Annotated in this window: 13 protein-coding genes and 2 tRNA genes; 6 read left to right on the top strand and 9 right to left on the bottom strand. The window is 44.9% G+C overall.

Annotated features, from left to right (window positions below; genetic code table 11):
• Nucleotides 1-136 precede the first annotated feature (136 nt).
• Complete coding sequence (gene gap, locus CWO27_RS02915; RefSeq protein WP_017059382.1) at nt 137-1,132, bottom strand: type I glyceraldehyde-3-phosphate dehydrogenase; 996 nt, start codon at nt 1,130-1,132, stop codon at nt 137-139.
• A 319-nt stretch (nt 1,133-1,451) separates the two neighbouring features.
• On the opposite strand from gap, the gene msrB reads away from it, so the two are divergent.
• The gene (gene msrB, locus CWO27_RS02910; RefSeq protein ID WP_080967323.1) at nt 1,452-1,889 is read left to right on the top strand and encodes a peptide-methionine (R)-S-oxide reductase MsrB; all 438 of its coding nucleotides are present in this window, start codon (nt 1,452-1,454) and stop codon (nt 1,887-1,889) included.
• 179 nt (nt 1,890-2,068) lie between these two features.
• Here msrB and CWO27_RS02905 read toward each other — a convergent pair whose 3' ends face one another.
• A complete protein-coding gene (locus CWO27_RS02905) occupies nt 2,069-2,875 on the bottom strand; it encodes a DUF2989 domain-containing protein (protein ID WP_102478318.1) in 807 nt (268 codons plus the stop codon).
• A 113-nt stretch (nt 2,876-2,988) separates the two neighbouring features.
• Between CWO27_RS02905 and CWO27_RS02900 the strand changes: the two genes are divergently transcribed.
• Entirely contained in the window at nt 2,989-3,270 is a 282-nt protein-coding gene (locus CWO27_RS02900; RefSeq protein ID WP_010437067.1) for a YeaC family protein, read from the top strand.
• Between the two features lie 143 nt (nt 3,271-3,413).
• Here CWO27_RS02900 and ansA read toward each other — a convergent pair whose 3' ends face one another.
• Nucleotides 3,414-4,430 carry an asparaginase gene (ansA, locus tag CWO27_RS02895; RefSeq protein WP_019823767.1) on the bottom strand — a complete coding sequence of 339 codons (1,017 nt, stop codon included), beginning with the start codon at nt 4,428-4,430 and terminating at the stop codon, nt 3,414-3,416.
• Nucleotides 4,431-4,548: 118 nt separating this feature from the next.
• The gene (gene sppA / locus CWO27_RS02890) at nt 4,549-6,399 is read right to left on the bottom strand and encodes a signal peptide peptidase SppA (RefSeq protein ID WP_102478319.1); all 1,851 of its coding nucleotides are present in this window, start codon (nt 6,397-6,399) and stop codon (nt 4,549-4,551) included.
• A 279-nt stretch (nt 6,400-6,678) separates the two neighbouring features.
• Between sppA and CWO27_RS02885 the strand changes: the two genes are divergently transcribed.
• From CWO27_RS02885 to CWO27_RS02875, 3 genes are all read left to right on the top strand, one after another.
• Nucleotides 6,679-8,688, top strand: coding sequence for an NADPH-dependent 2,4-dienoyl-CoA reductase (locus tag CWO27_RS02885; RefSeq protein ID WP_165886704.1), 2,010 nt, complete (start codon nt 6,679-6,681; stop codon nt 8,686-8,688).
• Between the two features lie 206 nt (nt 8,689-8,894).
• The gene (locus CWO27_RS02880; protein WP_009848708.1) at nt 8,895-9,443 is read left to right on the top strand and encodes an NAD(P)H nitroreductase; all 549 of its coding nucleotides are present in this window, start codon (nt 8,895-8,897) and stop codon (nt 9,441-9,443) included.
• Between the two features lie 115 nt (nt 9,444-9,558).
• Nucleotides 9,559-11,571: a DNA topoisomerase III gene (locus CWO27_RS02875; RefSeq protein ID WP_107898525.1), complete on the top strand. Its 2,013-nt coding sequence runs from the start codon at nt 9,559-9,561 to the stop codon at nt 11,569-11,571.
• Nucleotides 11,572-11,589: 18 nt separating this feature from the next.
• On the opposite strand, the gene CWO27_RS02870 is transcribed toward CWO27_RS02875, so the two are convergent.
• The gene (locus CWO27_RS02870; protein ID WP_107898524.1) at nt 11,590-12,591 is read right to left on the bottom strand and encodes a DUF3080 domain-containing protein; all 1,002 of its coding nucleotides are present in this window, start codon (nt 12,589-12,591) and stop codon (nt 11,590-11,592) included.
• 7 nt (nt 12,592-12,598) lie between these two features.
• Complete coding sequence (locus CWO27_RS02865) at nt 12,599-13,285, bottom strand: SDR family oxidoreductase (protein ID WP_107898523.1); 687 nt, start codon at nt 13,283-13,285, stop codon at nt 12,599-12,601.
• A 261-nt stretch (nt 13,286-13,546) separates the two neighbouring features.
• Between CWO27_RS02865 and CWO27_RS02855 the strand changes: the two genes are divergently transcribed.
• Nucleotides 13,547-14,467 carry a histone deacetylase family protein gene (locus tag CWO27_RS02855; RefSeq protein ID WP_102478324.1) on the top strand — a complete coding sequence of 307 codons (921 nt, stop codon included), beginning with the start codon at nt 13,547-13,549 and terminating at the stop codon, nt 14,465-14,467.
• Nucleotides 14,468-14,532: 65 nt separating this feature from the next.
• Here CWO27_RS02855 and CWO27_RS02850 read toward each other — a convergent pair.
• The 3 genes from CWO27_RS02850 to CWO27_RS02840 form a co-directional block, all read right to left on the bottom strand.
• A tRNA-Ser gene (locus CWO27_RS02850) sits at nt 14,533-14,623 on the bottom strand.
• A gap of 447 nt (nt 14,624-15,070) precedes the next feature.
• A tRNA-Ser gene (locus CWO27_RS02845) sits at nt 15,071-15,161 on the bottom strand.
• A 138-nt stretch (nt 15,162-15,299) separates the two neighbouring features.
• The gene (locus tag CWO27_RS02840; protein ID WP_102433622.1) at nt 15,300-17,108 is read right to left on the bottom strand and encodes a DUF3413 domain-containing protein; all 1,809 of its coding nucleotides are present in this window, start codon (nt 17,106-17,108) and stop codon (nt 15,300-15,302) included.
• Nucleotides 17,109-17,134 lie beyond the last annotated feature (26 nt).

The following is a 17,134-nucleotide window of genomic DNA, read 5'->3' as shown; positions in this document are numbered from 1 at the left end:
GCTATCTTTATGAGCTTAGATAGACGCGGTTTAAAAGATAGCAGGTATTAAAAAGGCGACACTAAGGTCGCCTTTTTCAAAGTCTGCTCAAAACAGTCTTCGCTAATGCTTATCTAAAGCTATTTCTAAAAAGAAATTACTTAGAGATGTGAGCGATTAGGTCTAGAACTTTGTTTGAGTAACCGATTTCGTTGTCGTACCAAGATACAACTTTAACGAATTTGTCAGTTAGAGCAACACCAGCTTTAGCATCGAATACTGAAGTTTGAACTTCACCGATGAAATCTTGTGATACTACTTGGTCTTCAGTGTAACCAAGAACGCCAGCCATTTCGCCTTCAGAAGCTTCTTTCATTGCAGCACAAATTTCTTCGTAAGATGCAGCTTCTTTTAGGTTAACTGTTAGGTCAACTACAGATACGTTAGCAGTTGGTACACGGAAAGCCATACCAGTTAGAAGGCCGTTTAGTTCTGGAAGAACAACGCCTACAGCTTTAGCAGCACCAGTTGAAGATGGGATGATGTTTTGAGAAGCACCACGGCCACCGCGCCAGTCTTTAGCAGAAGGGCCATCTACAGTTTTTTGAGTTGCTGTAGTAGCGTGAACTGTAGTCATAAGACCAGACTCAATGCCCCACTTATCGTTAAGTACTTTAGCGATAGGTGCAAGACAGTTAGTAGTACAAGAAGCGTTAGAAACGATGTCTTGACCAGCGTAAGATGCTTGGTTAACGCCCATTACGAACATTGGAGTTGCATCTTTAGAAGGACCAGTAAGAACTACTTTCTTAGCGCCAGCAGTGATGTGCTTACGTGCAGTCTCGTCAGTTAGGAAAAGACCAGTTGCTTCAGCAACTACGTCTACGTCGATAGCATCCCACTTAAGATCTTCTGGGTTACGCTCAGCTGTAACACGTACAGTTTTACCGTTAACGATTAGGTTACCGCCTTCAACTTCAACAGTACCGTTGAAACGGCCGTGAGTTGAGTCGTACTTAAGCATGTATGCCATGTACTCTACGTCGATTAGATCGTTAATACCTACTACTTCGATGTCTGCACGCTCTTGAGCTGCGCGGAATACGAAACGGCCGATACGGCCAAAACCGTTAATACCTACTTTGATAGTCATTGTAGTTGCTCCACAACTTAATTTCTGATTAAAGATAACTGGTAGTAAAATTACAGAATCCAGTATACATCTGCAATAGATAATCCGACTTAACTTGTTTAATGTCAAAAAAAAGCGACGCTTTTCTTAACAATTGGGTGTAAGTGGTTGAAAATTGACCATTGCAAGTGGCTCTGTACCCTTCCAGTTGGGTAAAATACCCCTAAATGATGATTCACTTATGAGTGTATATGTACAATGTTTCCTGGTGAGAAAGTATGTGCTACAAAACGACTGATATGCAAGCCTTTATAGAAAAAAGTAAATATAATAACTGAGAATGTGGAGAAATATTAACGTGATTCAAAAGGGAGGAAATATGATAAAGCCTGATGAATACTGGCGTGAGCGCCTAACAGACGACGAATTTGCAGTGTGTCGTGAACGTGGTACTGAAGCCCCATATAGCGGTAAGCTACTGCACAACCATAAGACTGGTGTCTATAGCTGCACATGCTGTGAAAGCCCTTTGTTTCTGTCGGATAACAAATACGACTCTGGGTGTGGTTGGCCAAGTTTTGATGCCCCAGTGAATGATGAAGCAGTACGCTATATAGAAGATCTAAGTCACGGAATGAAGCGTGTAGAGATCCGTTGTAACGCCTGTGATAGCCATTTAGGTCACGTTTTTCCTGATGGTCCGAAGACCACAGGTGAACGATTCTGTGTTAATTCGGTGTCGTTAATTTTCAACAAAAATGACGAAAGTACGAAATAACTTGTAACTATTGTCTAATCCTTACAGGTCGCATTTGCCGATTTAGGAATGCTGAATGACCCAAGATTTCAGAATTAACTCTAGTACAAATAAAAACAGCTACCAGAAAGGTAGCTGTTTTTTTTTGAAAGCGGGTGAATGAATCGGAAGCTTAGGTTAGAACACACTAAATGGTGCGCTCAGTAACTCGGGACGATTGAAGGGCTGTAAACTCCATCCTCAATAGCTTCGACGATCTTGTCTGCGTCTTTATTTAGCTTCTTATAGGTTGCCTTGTCGAAACGGTACAGCACAGTTAGCTCTGCTTCAGAAGCAATCGGCACGTCAAAGTCTTTGGCAACCATCGCCCAAATGTACGCTTTTTCCATATGGCCAAGGCTATGGTTGATACTTGCCATCGACTTGAAGATTTCAGTGTTGGCTACTGAGCCATTAGAAAGCGTTAGCGCATTATTGAGTAACTTAAGTGTCTTTGCATGATCGCGGGTGGTGTAGAAGGTTGCCAAGGCATATTGCATCTCTGCTGTATTTAATGCTTCTTTTCCTTCTAGCTGTAGGAAACTGCGTCTGGCGTTGGTGTCCCCAGTTTGCGACCACAAGAAGTAAAGCGTTTCTGGTGTATCGGATTTCGATAGCTCATCAACAATGCGCTCAGACTCTTCGATACTGTGCATTAAAGAGGTAAAGCGACGCTCTTGCAGCTTAGATTGATCGATTGTTTCGATCTGCGCCGCGAGTTCTAGGCACTTTTTGTAGGCCGTGACTAATTCGAATTCTTTAATTTTGTTTATTTCGGTGGGTTGCTTCTGAACTTCAAATCGATGCCAGATAAGATCGGTACGTGCTACGCGACATTGCCCATCGTTCATATTCAATTGTTCACACTGAAGGCCCGGGTTGCTTTGGCACAGTTGATCGGTATTTTTGTTCCCTTCAAGACACCCAACCAGAGTGAAAGGCAATAGGCTAATCGCCAACCATTTCATAATTTTCATATTCCTTCACTTGTGATCAAATGCACTTATTATCGGTCAGGTTCTTGACTCAATTTTGTTACGGGTTATTTTCTGGTGAAAATTGTTAAAACTAAGGCTTTACCATGGATGCAGAACAACTTCTTAGCGCAATGACTCCCGAGGTCTACGAACGTTTAACCTACGCAGTTGAAACGGGTAAATGGCCAGAAGGTACGGCGCTCTCAAAAGAACAGCGTGACTCGTGTATGCAAGCGGTTATGTTATATCAATCTAAACATAACTCTGAAGCTCAACATATGACAATTGCAGCTGGTGGTGAAATTAGCTTTAAATCTAAGTCTGAACTAAAGAAACAGTTTAAGTCAGATCAAGAAGACATTGTTAGGGTTAACCCGAATCATTAAGCTTAAATTACAACAAAGGTGTGGCAATGTGCCACCCCTTTTAGTTTAACTCGTTTATTTATAAGCAATAAAACGATTTAGTTCACGTTAAGCCGCCGTTGCTATCATCGAATAACTGGGTTTAACATGAATCTGTGAACTGGTTATAAACTCATCTCGCCACGCAACACTTGTTGCATTTGAGCCTTCACTTCTTCGTAGCCTAGGTTTTGGCTTAGTAGATAATGTAACTTCGCCAGTGCCGCTTCCGGTGTCATATCATAACCGCTGACAACGCCAGCTTCTGCCAGTGCACAACCTGTCGCGTAACCCCCCATATTCACTTTACCCGCTAAACACTGAGTAAGGTTCACCACGATAACACCACGCTCTGATGCGTCTTTAAGGTGTTGAAGCAGTTCTGGGTTTTGTGGTGCATTACCAACACCAAAAGTAAGCAGAATCATTGCGTTCACAGGCTGCAATAACGTGTTGCGAATCACTTCGTGTGAGATGCCAGGGTACATTGTGATTACGCCAATAGGTTGCGGAGTAATGTTATGAACCTTGAAAGCGCCTTCAGGTTGTTCGTTTACCTTTACGTTATTGCTAAGTTGGATATTGATACCCGCTTCTAGCAAAGGATTCAGGTTTGGAGAAGTAAACGCATTGAAGCCATCTGCGTGTGATTTTGTGCTGCGGTTACCACGCATCAACTTGTTGTTGAAGAACAGTGTCACTTCGTTGATAGGGTAGTTTGCTGCAATGTGCAGTGCATTCAGCAGGTTTGCTTGTCCGTCTGAACGAAGCTCTGCTAGGGGGATCTGAGAGCCCGTAACAATCACAGGTTTGCCGAGGTTTTCAAGCATGAAAGACAGTGCAGAGGCGGTGTATGCCATAGTGTCTGTACCATGCAGGATAACGAAGCCATCGTACTTATCGTAGTTCGCGCGAATGTCATCAGCGATGGTCTGCCAATCAAGTGGCGTCATATCTGAAGAGTCCATTAATGGAGAGTATTCGTGAATGGTGTACTCAGGCATCTCTGGGCGATGGAATTCAGGCATGCCGGCTAGCTGCTTATCCATGAAACCTGCGACAGGAACATAGCCGTGGTCAATAGACTTCTGCATGCCAATTGTGCCGCCGGTGTACGCGATATAGATGTGTTTTCTTTCCATGGCGATTAATACTTAGTGTGATATAGGGAACAGGGGGGCGATTATAGCGAATTATCATGCAATAAAAAGAGGCGCCTCACACAGAGGTGCCTCTTGATAATAAAGCGTTGAGCTTATCTTATTGAACTTGGCAGTTTAAGCAGAAAGCGTATCGGCCTTGTGGGTCGTTAAAGTTGCCTAACAGCTGGCTATCTTGAGCTAACTGTTGAGTAACGGGCTGTAAACTGCTTGGAATCATTGACTGAATATCAAGGCCTATCGACATCTGAATTTGGTTCATAAATTCTTGAATAAATTGCTCAGTCGCCGAAAGTGGTTCTTCAACCCAGTAGATGTTGTAACTTTCAAGCTCTGCAAGTGAAGCCGCCGCTGCAACCGCATCATCGAAATCGCCAATCTCATCGACTAAGCCTTTCTGAATCGCATCTTGACCTGTCCAAACTCGACCTTGAGCAATCTTGTCGACCGCATCGACTTCCATGCCGCGATTTTCTCCAACTAGGCTGATGAATCGACGGTATCCGTTTTCAATGCCCATTTGGAACGCGTCTTTCGCGCCATCGCTAAGTCCAGTTGTAATCCCAAGACCTGAGAAAGGTGACGTACCAACGCCATCTGTGTAAACACCAATATCATTCAGTCCTTTTTCGAAGGTAGTGATAACACTGAAGATACCAATCGAACCCGTTAGTGTGGTTGGCTGAGCTAGGATCTTATCTGCGCCCATCGAGATCCAGTAACCACCTGAAGCAGCAAGACTCGACATCGACACAACAACTGGCTTACCCGCTTGCTTGATCGCTTCTATTTCATTACGAATAACTTCAGAAGCAAAGGCACTGCCACCTGGGCTATCTACACGAAGTACAACGGCTTTCACTTTATCGTCGTTACGTGCTTGGCGGAGTAGGGCTGCAGTGGTATCTCCGCCAACTGTGCCACGTGGCTGCTTGCCATCCATAATTGCGCCGCTGGCAACAATCACGGCAACGTCGTGTGATTCACTGGTCATGTCGGGAAGCATGGTTGCACGGTATTCGTAGTAACCAAACGCGTTGTAGCTGTCTTGACCGTCACTGCCGAAAACATCTGCAAGCTCTAGGCGAACTTGTTGGCGTGTCGCTAACTCATCCACTAAGCCAAGTTTTTCAGCCAGTTTTGCAATGTCACCATCGACAGACTCAAGTTCTTTCAAGAAGGTGTCCATGCTTGGGTTCAGTGTTTTAGCATCGATCTGACGGTTGTTACTGACGTCATCAACGTACGCACCCCATAGTTGGCTTAACCAACGAGAAGCGGACTCTTTCGCTGCATCTGACATGTCGTCACGAATGAAAGGCTCAATAGCTGACTTGTAAGTACCAACGCGGAACACATGAGTGTTCACATCGAGCTTCTCTAACAAGGTTTTGTAGTAAAGCGAATAAGCGCTGTAACCTTTAAGAAGAACGCCGCCATCTGGTGATAGGAAGACTTTAGTTGCGTAGCTTGCTAGGTAGTATTGGCTTTGGTTGTAAAAGTCACCCACCGCATAAATAGGTTTGCCTGCCGCTTTGAACTCATTCAACGCTTTAGCGATGTAGCGCAGCTTGGTTAGGTTGGTTTCTGGCAACTCTTTGAGTGCTAAAACGATACCTGTAACCTTGTCATCGTCTTTTGCGTAGCGAATCGTTTCAACGATATCAAACAGGATGTTCTCTTTTGGAAGGTCTTTGCCAAGCAGCGAACCCGTGACCGAATCCATCGGATTGATATAGCGACTTTGTTCTACAATAGGACCAGACAGGTTAAGCACCAGAGCTGAATCCTGTGGAACCGTCGGTTGAGCCGTATCTGAATGGAAGTACACAAAGTAGATGATGGCGATACTGAGTAAAAAGACTAGGTTAACCAGCGCAAGACGTACAAACGTAATGAGCTTCCAAATCCCTTTAAAGATCATACCTATAAATTTGAATATTTTTTTCATTCTGTCTCCGCAGTGAGATCACGTCGCTTTAACAAGCCGTAGTACCATTAATCTCAATCATATGAACTGCTTAGTATCCTACGACAATTCCCAAGCTCAAACTACACCAAGAATTGTTAATCGATATATATTCTCATTAAGTGTAGTCAAATTAAGGGGTTCTGAACGATTAATACCTTCAGCATTATGATCGGTGTTACAAAAATGTAAACGGTTGTTTGAACTTTTGGTGATTGAACTATACTGTGGTCAGACCACAAGGATAAAATAATAGAAGTGATGTCTGCCATGTACCCACATTTACTTGAACCACTCGATCTTGGATTTACTCAGTTACGTAACCGTGTATTGATGGGATCAATGCACACAGGTTTAGAAGAAAATAAAGAAGGCCTACACAAACTTGCCGCGTTTTATGAAGAGCGAGCAAAAGGAGGCGTTGGTCTTATTGTTACCGGTGGTTTCTCTCCTAATTTACGTGGCAGATTAACCCCATTTAGTGCTGAATTCAGTAAAGTAAAGCACGCCAAAGCGCACCAAGTTGTTACCGAAGCCGTCCACAAGCACGGCGGTAAAATTGCGCTTCAACTATTGCATGCCGGTCGTTATGCGATGCACCCATTCGCGCAAAGTGCTTCTGGCATTAAAGCGCCAATCGCTAAGTTCGCACCCAGTGAGATGAGCCCTCGTCAGATCAAAAAGACCATCGGTGCCTTTGCCAATAGTGCAGAGCTCGCTCAGGTTGCTGGTTATGACGGCATTGAGATCATGGGCTCGGAAGGTTACTTGATTAACCAATTCATTTGTAAGCGTACCAACATGCGTTACGACGAGTGGGGCGGTTCTTACGAGAAGCGTATGCGTTTCCCGCTAGAGATCGTCAAATCGATTCGCGAAGCGGTGGGTAAAGATTTCATTATTATTTTCCGACTGTCGATGCTGGATTTGGTTGAGCAAGGTAGCACCTTTGAAGATGTTGTTCTTTTGGCTCAAAAGCTAGAAGAAGCGGGCGTGACTATCATCAATACTGGTATTGGTTGGCATGAAGCTCGTGTTCCGACTATCGCGACGCAAGTACCACGCGGTGCATTCTCTTGGGTAACCGAGAAAGTGAAACCATACGTGTCGATCCCAGTGGTGACATGTAACCGAATCAACACGCCAGAAGAGGCCGAACGTATCCTCAGTTCAGGGCAGGCCGACATGGTTTCAATGGCGCGCCCATTCTTGGCAGATCCGGACTTTGTTAATAAAGCCGCTCAAGACCAAGCGCAGTTCATCAATACCTGTATCGGCTGTAACCAAGCTTGTCTTGATAACGTGTTTAAGGGTAAGCGAGCGAGCTGTTTGGTTAACCCACGAGCTTGTTACGAGACTGAAATTGTTGTTCAGCCAGCGCAAGCGACTAAGTCCATTGCGGTTGTCGGCGCAGGCCCAGCCGGTTTAGCCTGTGCAACGACTTTAGCGCAGCGTGGACACAAGGTTGACTTGATTGAGAAAAATGACCGTATCGGCGGCCAGTTTAGATTAGCAATGCAGATACCGGGCAAAGAAGAGTTCAGAGAAACGATTCGTTATTTTGCTAACCAAATCGATGCATCCGGCGTGAATCTGAAATTGGATACCGAAGCAACGTTTGAGATGTTGTTGAAGTACGATGAAGTGGTGATGGCTGCTGGCGTAGAGCCAAGAAAGCTCGATATTGAGGGCATTGACCAAGAAAACGTGGTCGATTACCAAACCTTGATTCGCGAAAAGACACCAGTCGGCGAAAAGGTCGCGATTGTTGGTGCTGGTGGTATCGGTGTCGATGTGGCAACCATGCTGACAGAGCCGACTTCACACAGCCTAGACGATTGGCTGCATGAGTGGGGTATCGATAAGAACATGGAACACCCAGGTGGTTTGTATCCTTACCCGGATTCATTCAGCGACAAAACGGTTTGGGTGATGCAGCGTAAAGCGGGGCGCGTTGGTAAAGGTCCGGGCAAAACTACAGGCTGGATTCATAAACGTACGCTAGAAAAGCGCGGCGTGAATCTACTGGGCGGCGTGAGCTACAATAAAATTGATGACCAAGGTCTGCATATCAGTATTGGCAAAAAAGAACAGGTCCTCGATGCCGATTCCGTTATCGTGTGTGCAGGTCAGGTGTCAGTTCGTCCATTTGAAGATATGTGGCAAGAGTTTGGTGGCAAACTGCACGTGATAGGCGGTGCCGATTATGCCGGTGAGCTGGATGCAGTACGTGCTATCCGTCAAGGTGTTGAACTGGCTATTAAGTTATAGAATCAGCCATCAAACTGTAATCTTACCGGTAGATATTGTTACTTAATTTGCTGAGCTAGATTTTGAACAAGGCTCCTAAGTCATAGATTTAGGGGCCTTTATTGTTTTTAATCTAGCCCAAATTGACAGTGGTTGAGATTTATTATCGTTTGTATTCTGTGCTAAAGTTCAACTATACAAACAATAAAAATTAGTAAGGACTTCAAATGGATGCTTTGGATCTATTGCTCAACAGACGCTCAATCGCAAAACTCTCTGATCCAGCACCTGAAGGTGTGGCGTTAGAAAACATCATTAAAGCAGGGCTGCGCGCTCCAGACCACGGTGCACTAACACCTTGGCGCTTTGTTATCGCGCAAGGTTCTGGTCTACAAAAGCTTTCAGACATATTGGTTCGTGCGGCACAAGCTGACGAGAGCGAAGAAGCGGTCATTGAGAAAGTTAAAAAAGCGCCGTTTCGAGCACCAATGGTGATCACTATCATCGCAAAGGTAACTGAGCACGAAAAAGTGCCCGCGTTCGAACAACACCTATCTGCGGGTTGTGCTGCACAAGCCATGCAAATGGCTGCCGTTGCTCAAGGTTTCCAAGGTTTTTGGCGCTCAGGTAAGTGGATGTTCCACCCTGAGGTTCACCAAGCTTTCGGCCTAGAAGGCGACGACGAAATTGTTGGCTTCCTATACCTTGGTACTCCGGGCTGTACGCCAATGAAAGTGCCAGAGCGTGACTTCTCAAAGTTCGTCGAGTTCTTATAAAGAAAGCTGAAGCTTGAATAGTGGAATGCTAACTGTATAAACAACCAGTTTTTCTTGATTTATTAGGGTCACATTAGATAATGTGGCCCTAATTGTTTGTAGCATCTGGAAAAACATGTCTCGCCTTATTATTGCTGAAAAACCAAGCCTCGGCCGCGCGATCGCCGCTGCACTGCCTAATCCACAGAAGAAAGACCAAGGGTTTATCAAATGTGGCAATGGCGATGTGGTGACTTGGTGTATTGGACACTTATTGGAGCAGGTTGAGCCAGACGCTTATGACGACCGCTACAAGAAATGGAACTTGGCCGATCTTCCTATCGTGCCAGAGCAGTGGCAGCTAAGACCTCGTAAGACATCCAGCAAACAGCTTACGGTGATCCGAAAGCTATTGAAGGACGCGACCCAAATTGTTCATGCTGGAGACCCAGACAGAGAAGGACAGCTTCTGGTTGATGAAGTGATTGATTACTGCAAAGTATCCAAGGCTAAGAAAGAGTCGATGGACAGGTTATTGATCAGCGACTTGAACTTACCTGCCGTAAAACGTGCACTTTCCCAAATGCGCAGCAACCGTGACTTTATCCCACTATCAATTTCAGCTTTGGCACGCTCTAGAGCCGATTGGCTGTATGGCATGAACATGACCCGAGCTTATACCTTGCTGGGTCAAAAGGCTGGCTACCAAGGCGTGTTGTCGGTAGGGCGAGTACAAACACCTGTACTTGGTTTGGTCGTAAGGCGTGATGAAGAGATCGAAAACTTCATCCCTAAAGATTACTTTACTCTGCATGCGCTGATCCCATACCAAAACAACGGCCATAGCTTTGATATTCGTGCGCGTTGGAAACCGAGTGAAGCATGTAAGCCATGGCAAGATGAAGAAGGGCGCGTGCTCAATCGAAAGTTGGTTGAGAACGTTGCTAACCGAATTGCGAACCAACCTGCAACGGTGACAGAATCAGAGCAGAAGCAAAGCAAGCAAGCCGCGCCACTGCCTTACTCGTTGTCTGCCTTGCAGATTGATGCCTCCAAACGTTTTGGCATGAGTGCTCAGCAGGTGTTGGACACCTGTCAGTCTTTATATGAGAAGCACAAACTTATTACTTACCCACGTTCTGATAGTCGCTATCTTCCTAAAGAACACTACTCTCAGCGAGAGTCGATCGTAGACGCCATCGCCAATAATGCGAAAGAGCTGCAAAGTGGCGCTCAAGGTGCGGACCTTTCTCTTAAATCAAAAGCATGGAACGACAGTAAGGTGGATGCTCACCACGCAATAATCCCAACACCGAAGAAGTCATCGGTGAATGGTTTATCTGCCAATGAGATGAAAATCTATCAGCAAATCGCTCGTCAGTATCTAATGCAGTTCTACCCACCTGCGGTTTTTGCCGATGCTAAGCTGGTCTTTGATATAGCTGGTGGTGTGTTCATTACGAAAGGACGTCAGCTTATCAACCCAGGTTGGAAAGTGTTGATGGGCAAAACGGACACCGAAGAGCAAGGTGATGGCACGGATACGGTTCCTCCATTGGATAAAGGGACTGTGTTGACGTGTCGTGAAGGCGTGATTGGTGATAAAAAAACTGAGCCACCAAAACACTTCACAGAAGCGACATTGCTCCAAGCGATGACAGGTATCGCCCGTTTTGTCGCGAACAAGGACCTGAAAGCTATTTTGAAAGAGACTGATGGTCTTGGAACAGAGGCGACTCGTGCGGGCATTCTCGATACGCTATTTAAAAGGCAGCTGCTAACGCGCCAAGGTAAAAGCATTCATAGTAGCCCAGCAGGTAGAGGTTTGATTCATGCTCTACCTGAGGATTCGACCTTCCCAGACATGACAGCGCACTGGGAGCACCAGCTGCAAGGTATGGCAGAACGAAATCAAGCATACCAACCTTTTATGCAAGCGTTAGAAAGCAAGATTGATGGTTTGATGGGCAAGGTAAAAACCGGTGAAGTTCCTGAGTCTCTGCGCCATCTTCCTAAAGTTGAGAGACCTGCCTTCAAACGCCGTAAAGGCGGTGGTGCGAAGAAGTCTTATGCCAAGAACGGTTCGTATGCTAAGAATGGTTCCTATGCTAAGAAAAGCACTTCCGCTAAAAAGGGCACTAAAAGCTAAGACTTATTGAGGTTAGGATTAACGTCCGACTTTACGCCCACAACGTTTAAACAGTTGCTGCCAATAGTCCACATGGCGGCGAGTTGATGCGCGAAAGGCTTGGTGCGTATCTTTGATGGGAAAATAATAGCTGTGAAGTTCTGGCTGAGCATCAAACATAACAAGCTGCGATGCTAACTGCTGATAGTAGCCATCCAGCTGAGCCATGTAAGGCTGAACCTTGCCAATATACTGTTGTTCGAAGACGTTGTTGAGATAACGAAATTTAGTGGTGTCTCGTTGCTTACCACAGATGATATTGGCATCAAAGGTGGTGAGTTGCTTAGTAATGGTATCCAATTCTGCCGAAGCACGAGCGAGCGAGTAGTACAAATCTCCAAGCGTAGAACTCTTCTCCAATACTTCTTGAACCTCAATGGTTTTGCCCGAAACGAGCGATGTGTTTAACGCTTGATTGATATGTTCTAGGGCGTCGTTTGTCTGTCTCACTTGATCGCTAATATCAGCACGTAACCACTGACTCCCCCGCATTTGCGACTGCATGGCATCACTGGCATAGATGAGATTCCATTGATGTAGCGGAAACTGTGCGAGTTTTTGTTGCTCAATTTCTTTTAGTAATTCTACGATCTCTGGGTCTAACTTGTGATTAGCTAAACATTGACCCACGCCTTCGAGTAGAGCAACTTGATAATCGTAATTGCGGAATTCGTCCGCGACTTTTCCGAGTACTGAATTTCTCTCGGCAATTAGATTAAATAACCCACACTGACGAAGCTGGTAGCTGTCGATGAGGCCGATAGAGAGTGAGGGCACGTCAAGCAGCAGCTCTCGTTTTCTCGGTAGGCTTTCAAATTCCCATTTCTCTTTTATCTCGTCAGCGTCTTGTACCCTGGCTATTTTAGTTTGATAGTCGTCAAATAAGTCTCCAGGGCCTTCCCCAAAACACCCACCGAGCACCACGGTTAACAAAACCAGTGGCGAACGTCGCAGTAAATTTGCAAGAAGGCGAGGATTCATGGGGAGCCTACCAGTCTATCTCGGTGCCATCGAAATTGAAGAAGTGACCACTTACTTCGGTATTGGCAGATTCGATGACTTTGATAAGGCCTGATGCCGAAGTGTCTGTATCGATTAGAGCATTTGGCCCCCCCATTTCAGTCTGTACCCAACCTGGGTGCAGCGCTAACACAGTAAAGCCATTATCGGTTAGGTCGTTGCTTAAACTCTTCACAACGGAGTTAAGAGCCGCTTTAGAGGAACGATAGATGTAGCCACCGCCGGAGGTGTTCTCTGTCATGCTGCCTACTCGAGAAGACAAGCAAGCGACCTTTTTCACGTCACTGTTTTCTAGAACAGGTAATAGCATTTCGACAAGCTTCAATGGCGCAATCGTATTGACTTCAAAAACACGTCGCCACTCTTCTACATCGGTGTTACCCAGTCCGTAACCTTTTGGCCCATAGTAGCCAGCATTGTTAATTAAGATATCTATCGACGGAATTTGAGAGGGAAGTTGGCTAACCGCTTGGTAATCGGTTATTTCTAACTGAATGCAGGTTAGGTTGCTGTTGTGGTCTACGAGTGAGAGCAGTTCTTTTGCTGAAGAGGCGTCACGGTAAGTTGCGTACACCTTGTGATTACCTTTCAAGTATTGTTGAGTCAAACTTAAGCCAATGCCGCGGTTCGCTCCGGTAATAAAAATAACGCTCATGGTGATTCCTTTTCAGTTCAATTAGTTAAGTTTGATGGCTTAACACGAGAAAATCAACGGTCCACCAACTGGCCATTAGCATTCCTACAAAAATCATTACTGCAGCCATCGAGCCGCAGATCACCCCAAGGATGAGTATTACGTTTTTCATTGTTGCCTCTAAAATGGATTTAAGGTAATGATAATTGTTATCATTAATTAAGGTTGTCGCCAAGTCTGAGGCTGTTATGATTTTGAGAAAGATACGCAATTAACTTGATTATGATTCCTTTAATTTACCACCCAATCTATTCGCAACTGCCTTTACCTGAAGGTCACCGTTATCCGATTAACAAATATCAGTTGTTACACAGTGCTGTTGAGGCGCTAATGGATAGCGAACCCTTGTGGAAGAGCAAGTTTGAAGTGTTCCAACCAACGCCCGTTTCGGTTGAGCAAGTAAAACAGGTACACGATAGCGAGTATGTCGATTTGCTTGTTTCTGGAAACCTGCCTGCGGCAAAGATGAGGCGTATCGGCTTTCCGTGGAGTGAGCAACTTATTGAAAGAACGCTCTATTCCAGCGGAGGAACTTGCTTGGCCGCAGAAATGGCGATAGAGAGTGGTTTAGCGATTCATTTGAGTGGTGGCTACCATCACGCGCATCATGACTTTGGCAGTGGCTTTTGTCTGTTGAATGATCTTGTGCTGGCAGCAAAGCACGCGTTGACCTTTGAGCACATAGATAAAGTGTTGATTGTCGATAGTGATGTTCATCATGGCGATGGCACTGCGACGCTTTGCCAAGATAGCGATGAGATTATTACTCTGTCTTTCCACTGTGACAAAAATTTCCCTGCACGAAAGCCATTATCGGATTTAGATGTGCCATTAAGCCGTGAAACTGAAGATGAAGAGTTTCTAAGGTGTTTCGAACAAGTCACTAAGCTGGCGATTGCCCATCATCAACCTGATCTCATCATCTATGATGCGGGTATCGACATCCATCAAGACGATGAACTGGGCTATTTGAATGTGTCTACTCAAGGCATATTTGAACGCGACTGCTTGATGATCGGCTTAGCGAAATCAGACTCCATTCCGATGGCGTGTGTTGTTGGTGGTGGCTATCGAACACAGCATCAAGATCTGGTTCCTATTCACATGCAGTTATTGAAAGCGGCACTAGCCGTGAATAGTTGACCTGCTGAACTAGGTTTTCTCCAGATACAAAAAAGCCGCTGATTTCTCAGCGGCTTTCTTTAATGTGGTGGAGGGATAGGGATTTGAACCCTAGAACCGCTATTAACGGTTGCCGGTTTTCAAGACCGGTGCTTTCGACCACTCAGCCATCCCTCCAATGGCGCGTATAATATAAGGGTGGCTTTCGCTTGTAAATACCCTTATCAACTGACTGCTTTTTTTATGAACGCTTTTTGGTGTTTTTGTTCTAAATGATTATTTATTGTTCGGTTTATTAAGAAACCGACAAAATCTAATACTCAATAAGCCAAGTATTCCTAACTTTCGTTGTACGCGAAGTGTTTCTGTACCATTAAAAAAAGAAAGTATCTAATTGGCTTGCAGGTAAAGTTATGAGGGAAGTGGTTTAGGCATAAGAACTTTCAGCTAGGGACTCTTAACTAGGAGCTTTTAGCTTAGAACTCTGAGATCGGAATTTAAGAGTAGGTATCAAGTGAATGGGTTTGAAAATGAGAGTGGATAGAGTCTTGTTAGATGAGCTTTATATTTTAAAAAGCTTCAGATGCAAAAAAGCCGCTGATTTCTCAGCGGCTTTCTTTAATGTGGTGGAGGGATAGGGATTTGAACCCTAGAACCGCTATTAACGGTTGCCGGTTTTCAAGACCGGTGCTTTCGACCACTCAGCCATCCCTCCAGTGGCGTGAATAATATAAGGGGCAGAGGATCTTGTAAACCCTTAATTTTCATAATTTTGTTTTGTTGCTTGTTTTCTAATCACTCACGGCAATAAAAAAGGGAAGCGCTTGGCTTCCCTTTTCTGTGTGCTGATTATTTAGTCATTTTTTGTGTAGAAACGCTGTAGCTCGGTTAGGCCTTGCATCAACACAGGTAAGCGAGGGCTTACGTTTTTCAAGCGTTTGTAATTCTGGTCGTACAATTTGTAGTTGCCAAATTTATCTAATACCGTTGTTTGTTGGTCAGTAACAAGAGCAAGTTCACGAGAGTCGCCCGCTAGGATCCACTTTCTCTTACGCTCATTAAACAGGCTGCGACCACTACTGAAGTCCGTTGGGTTCGAAGATACGCCCAATAGCTCTTGCATCAGTGTTACTGATACGTCTAGATGACTAGAACGGTGCGTGTATTCAGAAGCAGACTTACCTGGCCAGCTGATAAACAGCGGTACTTGTAACTGATAACGACTGTAGTTGGAGTTTGCACCCCAGCTGTTGGTTTTGGTTTCGTTAAACTCAGTACCGTGGTTAGAGGTAATGATAACTACTGTGTTGTCGGCGAGCTCTAAGCGTTCCAGTTCAGCGTAGATAGTTGCTAACTGAGCATCGGCCGCTGTTGCTGACTTTTGATAATCTGCAGCAAAACGTTCTGCTGTTGTTAACGTTGAGTCCGACTCTGAACTTGAATCGTAGCTGGCGAAGTTATCCAGTGTAGTCAGTTCAATAAAGTTAAACCAAGGGCGTTTAGCTTGTGGTGATTGAATCCAATCAGACCAAGCTTTGATTGCACTCTGGTCATCATAAGTTGCTTGCTGTGGCATAACATCACGGCCTCGGAAGATAATATCCGAGTAAAGTGTATCGCTAAAGTTGTCGCCGCTGAAAGCAGCAAACTTATAATCGTGATTATCTAATACATCCAACAGTACTGCGCTTGACCCTTGAGCTTCGATGCTGCTTGCGTAGCTGCTCGGCAGGCCGTAGAACAAGCCGAAAATACCAAACATATCGTTACTTGAACTGTAGTGGTTGGTGAAGTTGATCGACTGTTGTGCGTAAGCATAGCTGTTTGGCATCGCTGTCGCATTTAGTGCGTCAGCGCGAAGGTTGTTCACACTCACCATCAGGATATTAAGATCATCACTGCGGCGGTTGTATTGAATTTTTTCTAGCGGATAGCTAACTAGGTTTACGTTCTCTTTGTTCGCTTCTAAACGCTCAAGGTACTCTTCACGATCTAATAGGCCATGTTTTTCCATAAAGCTTTTCGCTGTCATTGGGTAAGACAGTGGGAAGTTCGCTTTCTGGCTAGTAATTGGGTTATAGAAATACGCATCAGCCCACATGTAGGTCAAGTGGCTGCTGATGAAACACAAGAAGAAGACGGCAGTAATCGGACGGCCAATGTGTTTATGAGACAGTTTACGCTGCTTACGCCAAACCCACTCAGACAGACCAAGCTGTAGTAAGAAGATAAATGGCATAACAATGAAGAGGTGCTGCAAATCAGATGTGAATGCAGATTCCTCTCCACTGAATAAAACCTCCCACACGACAGGTGTCAGGTGGAGGTTTATATTTTGATACGTTTGGGTATCAATCAGTAGGACAGTTAAACCTATGGTCGCAAAACAAACCGCAACCAAACGTAATAACTTCCTCGACGGAAGAATAAAAGTGAGCGGGAACAGCACTAATAGATAGAGCGCGAACACTAAAAAGCCAAAATGACCAACCCACGATGCAGCCAAATAAAATTGACCTAGCAAGGTTTCTGGCCAAGCAGATTGAGTAATATAACGAGTACCAATCAACATCGCAGCAATGATGTTGAAAAATGCAAACCAGTGACCCCAACCAACCAGTCGAGATACACGATCGCTATATGAGTTTGCGCTGTCTACCATTTATAATTCTTTTATCCGTCAATCAA

The organism is Vibrio sp. 10N.286.51.C3, from assembly GCF_003050065.1.
GTDB classification, from domain to species: Bacteria; Pseudomonadota; Gammaproteobacteria; order Enterobacterales; family Vibrionaceae; genus Vibrio; species Vibrio crassostreae.
Note: the sequence above shows the minus strand (reverse complement) of the source record. Positions and strands in the feature narration are given on the sequence as shown.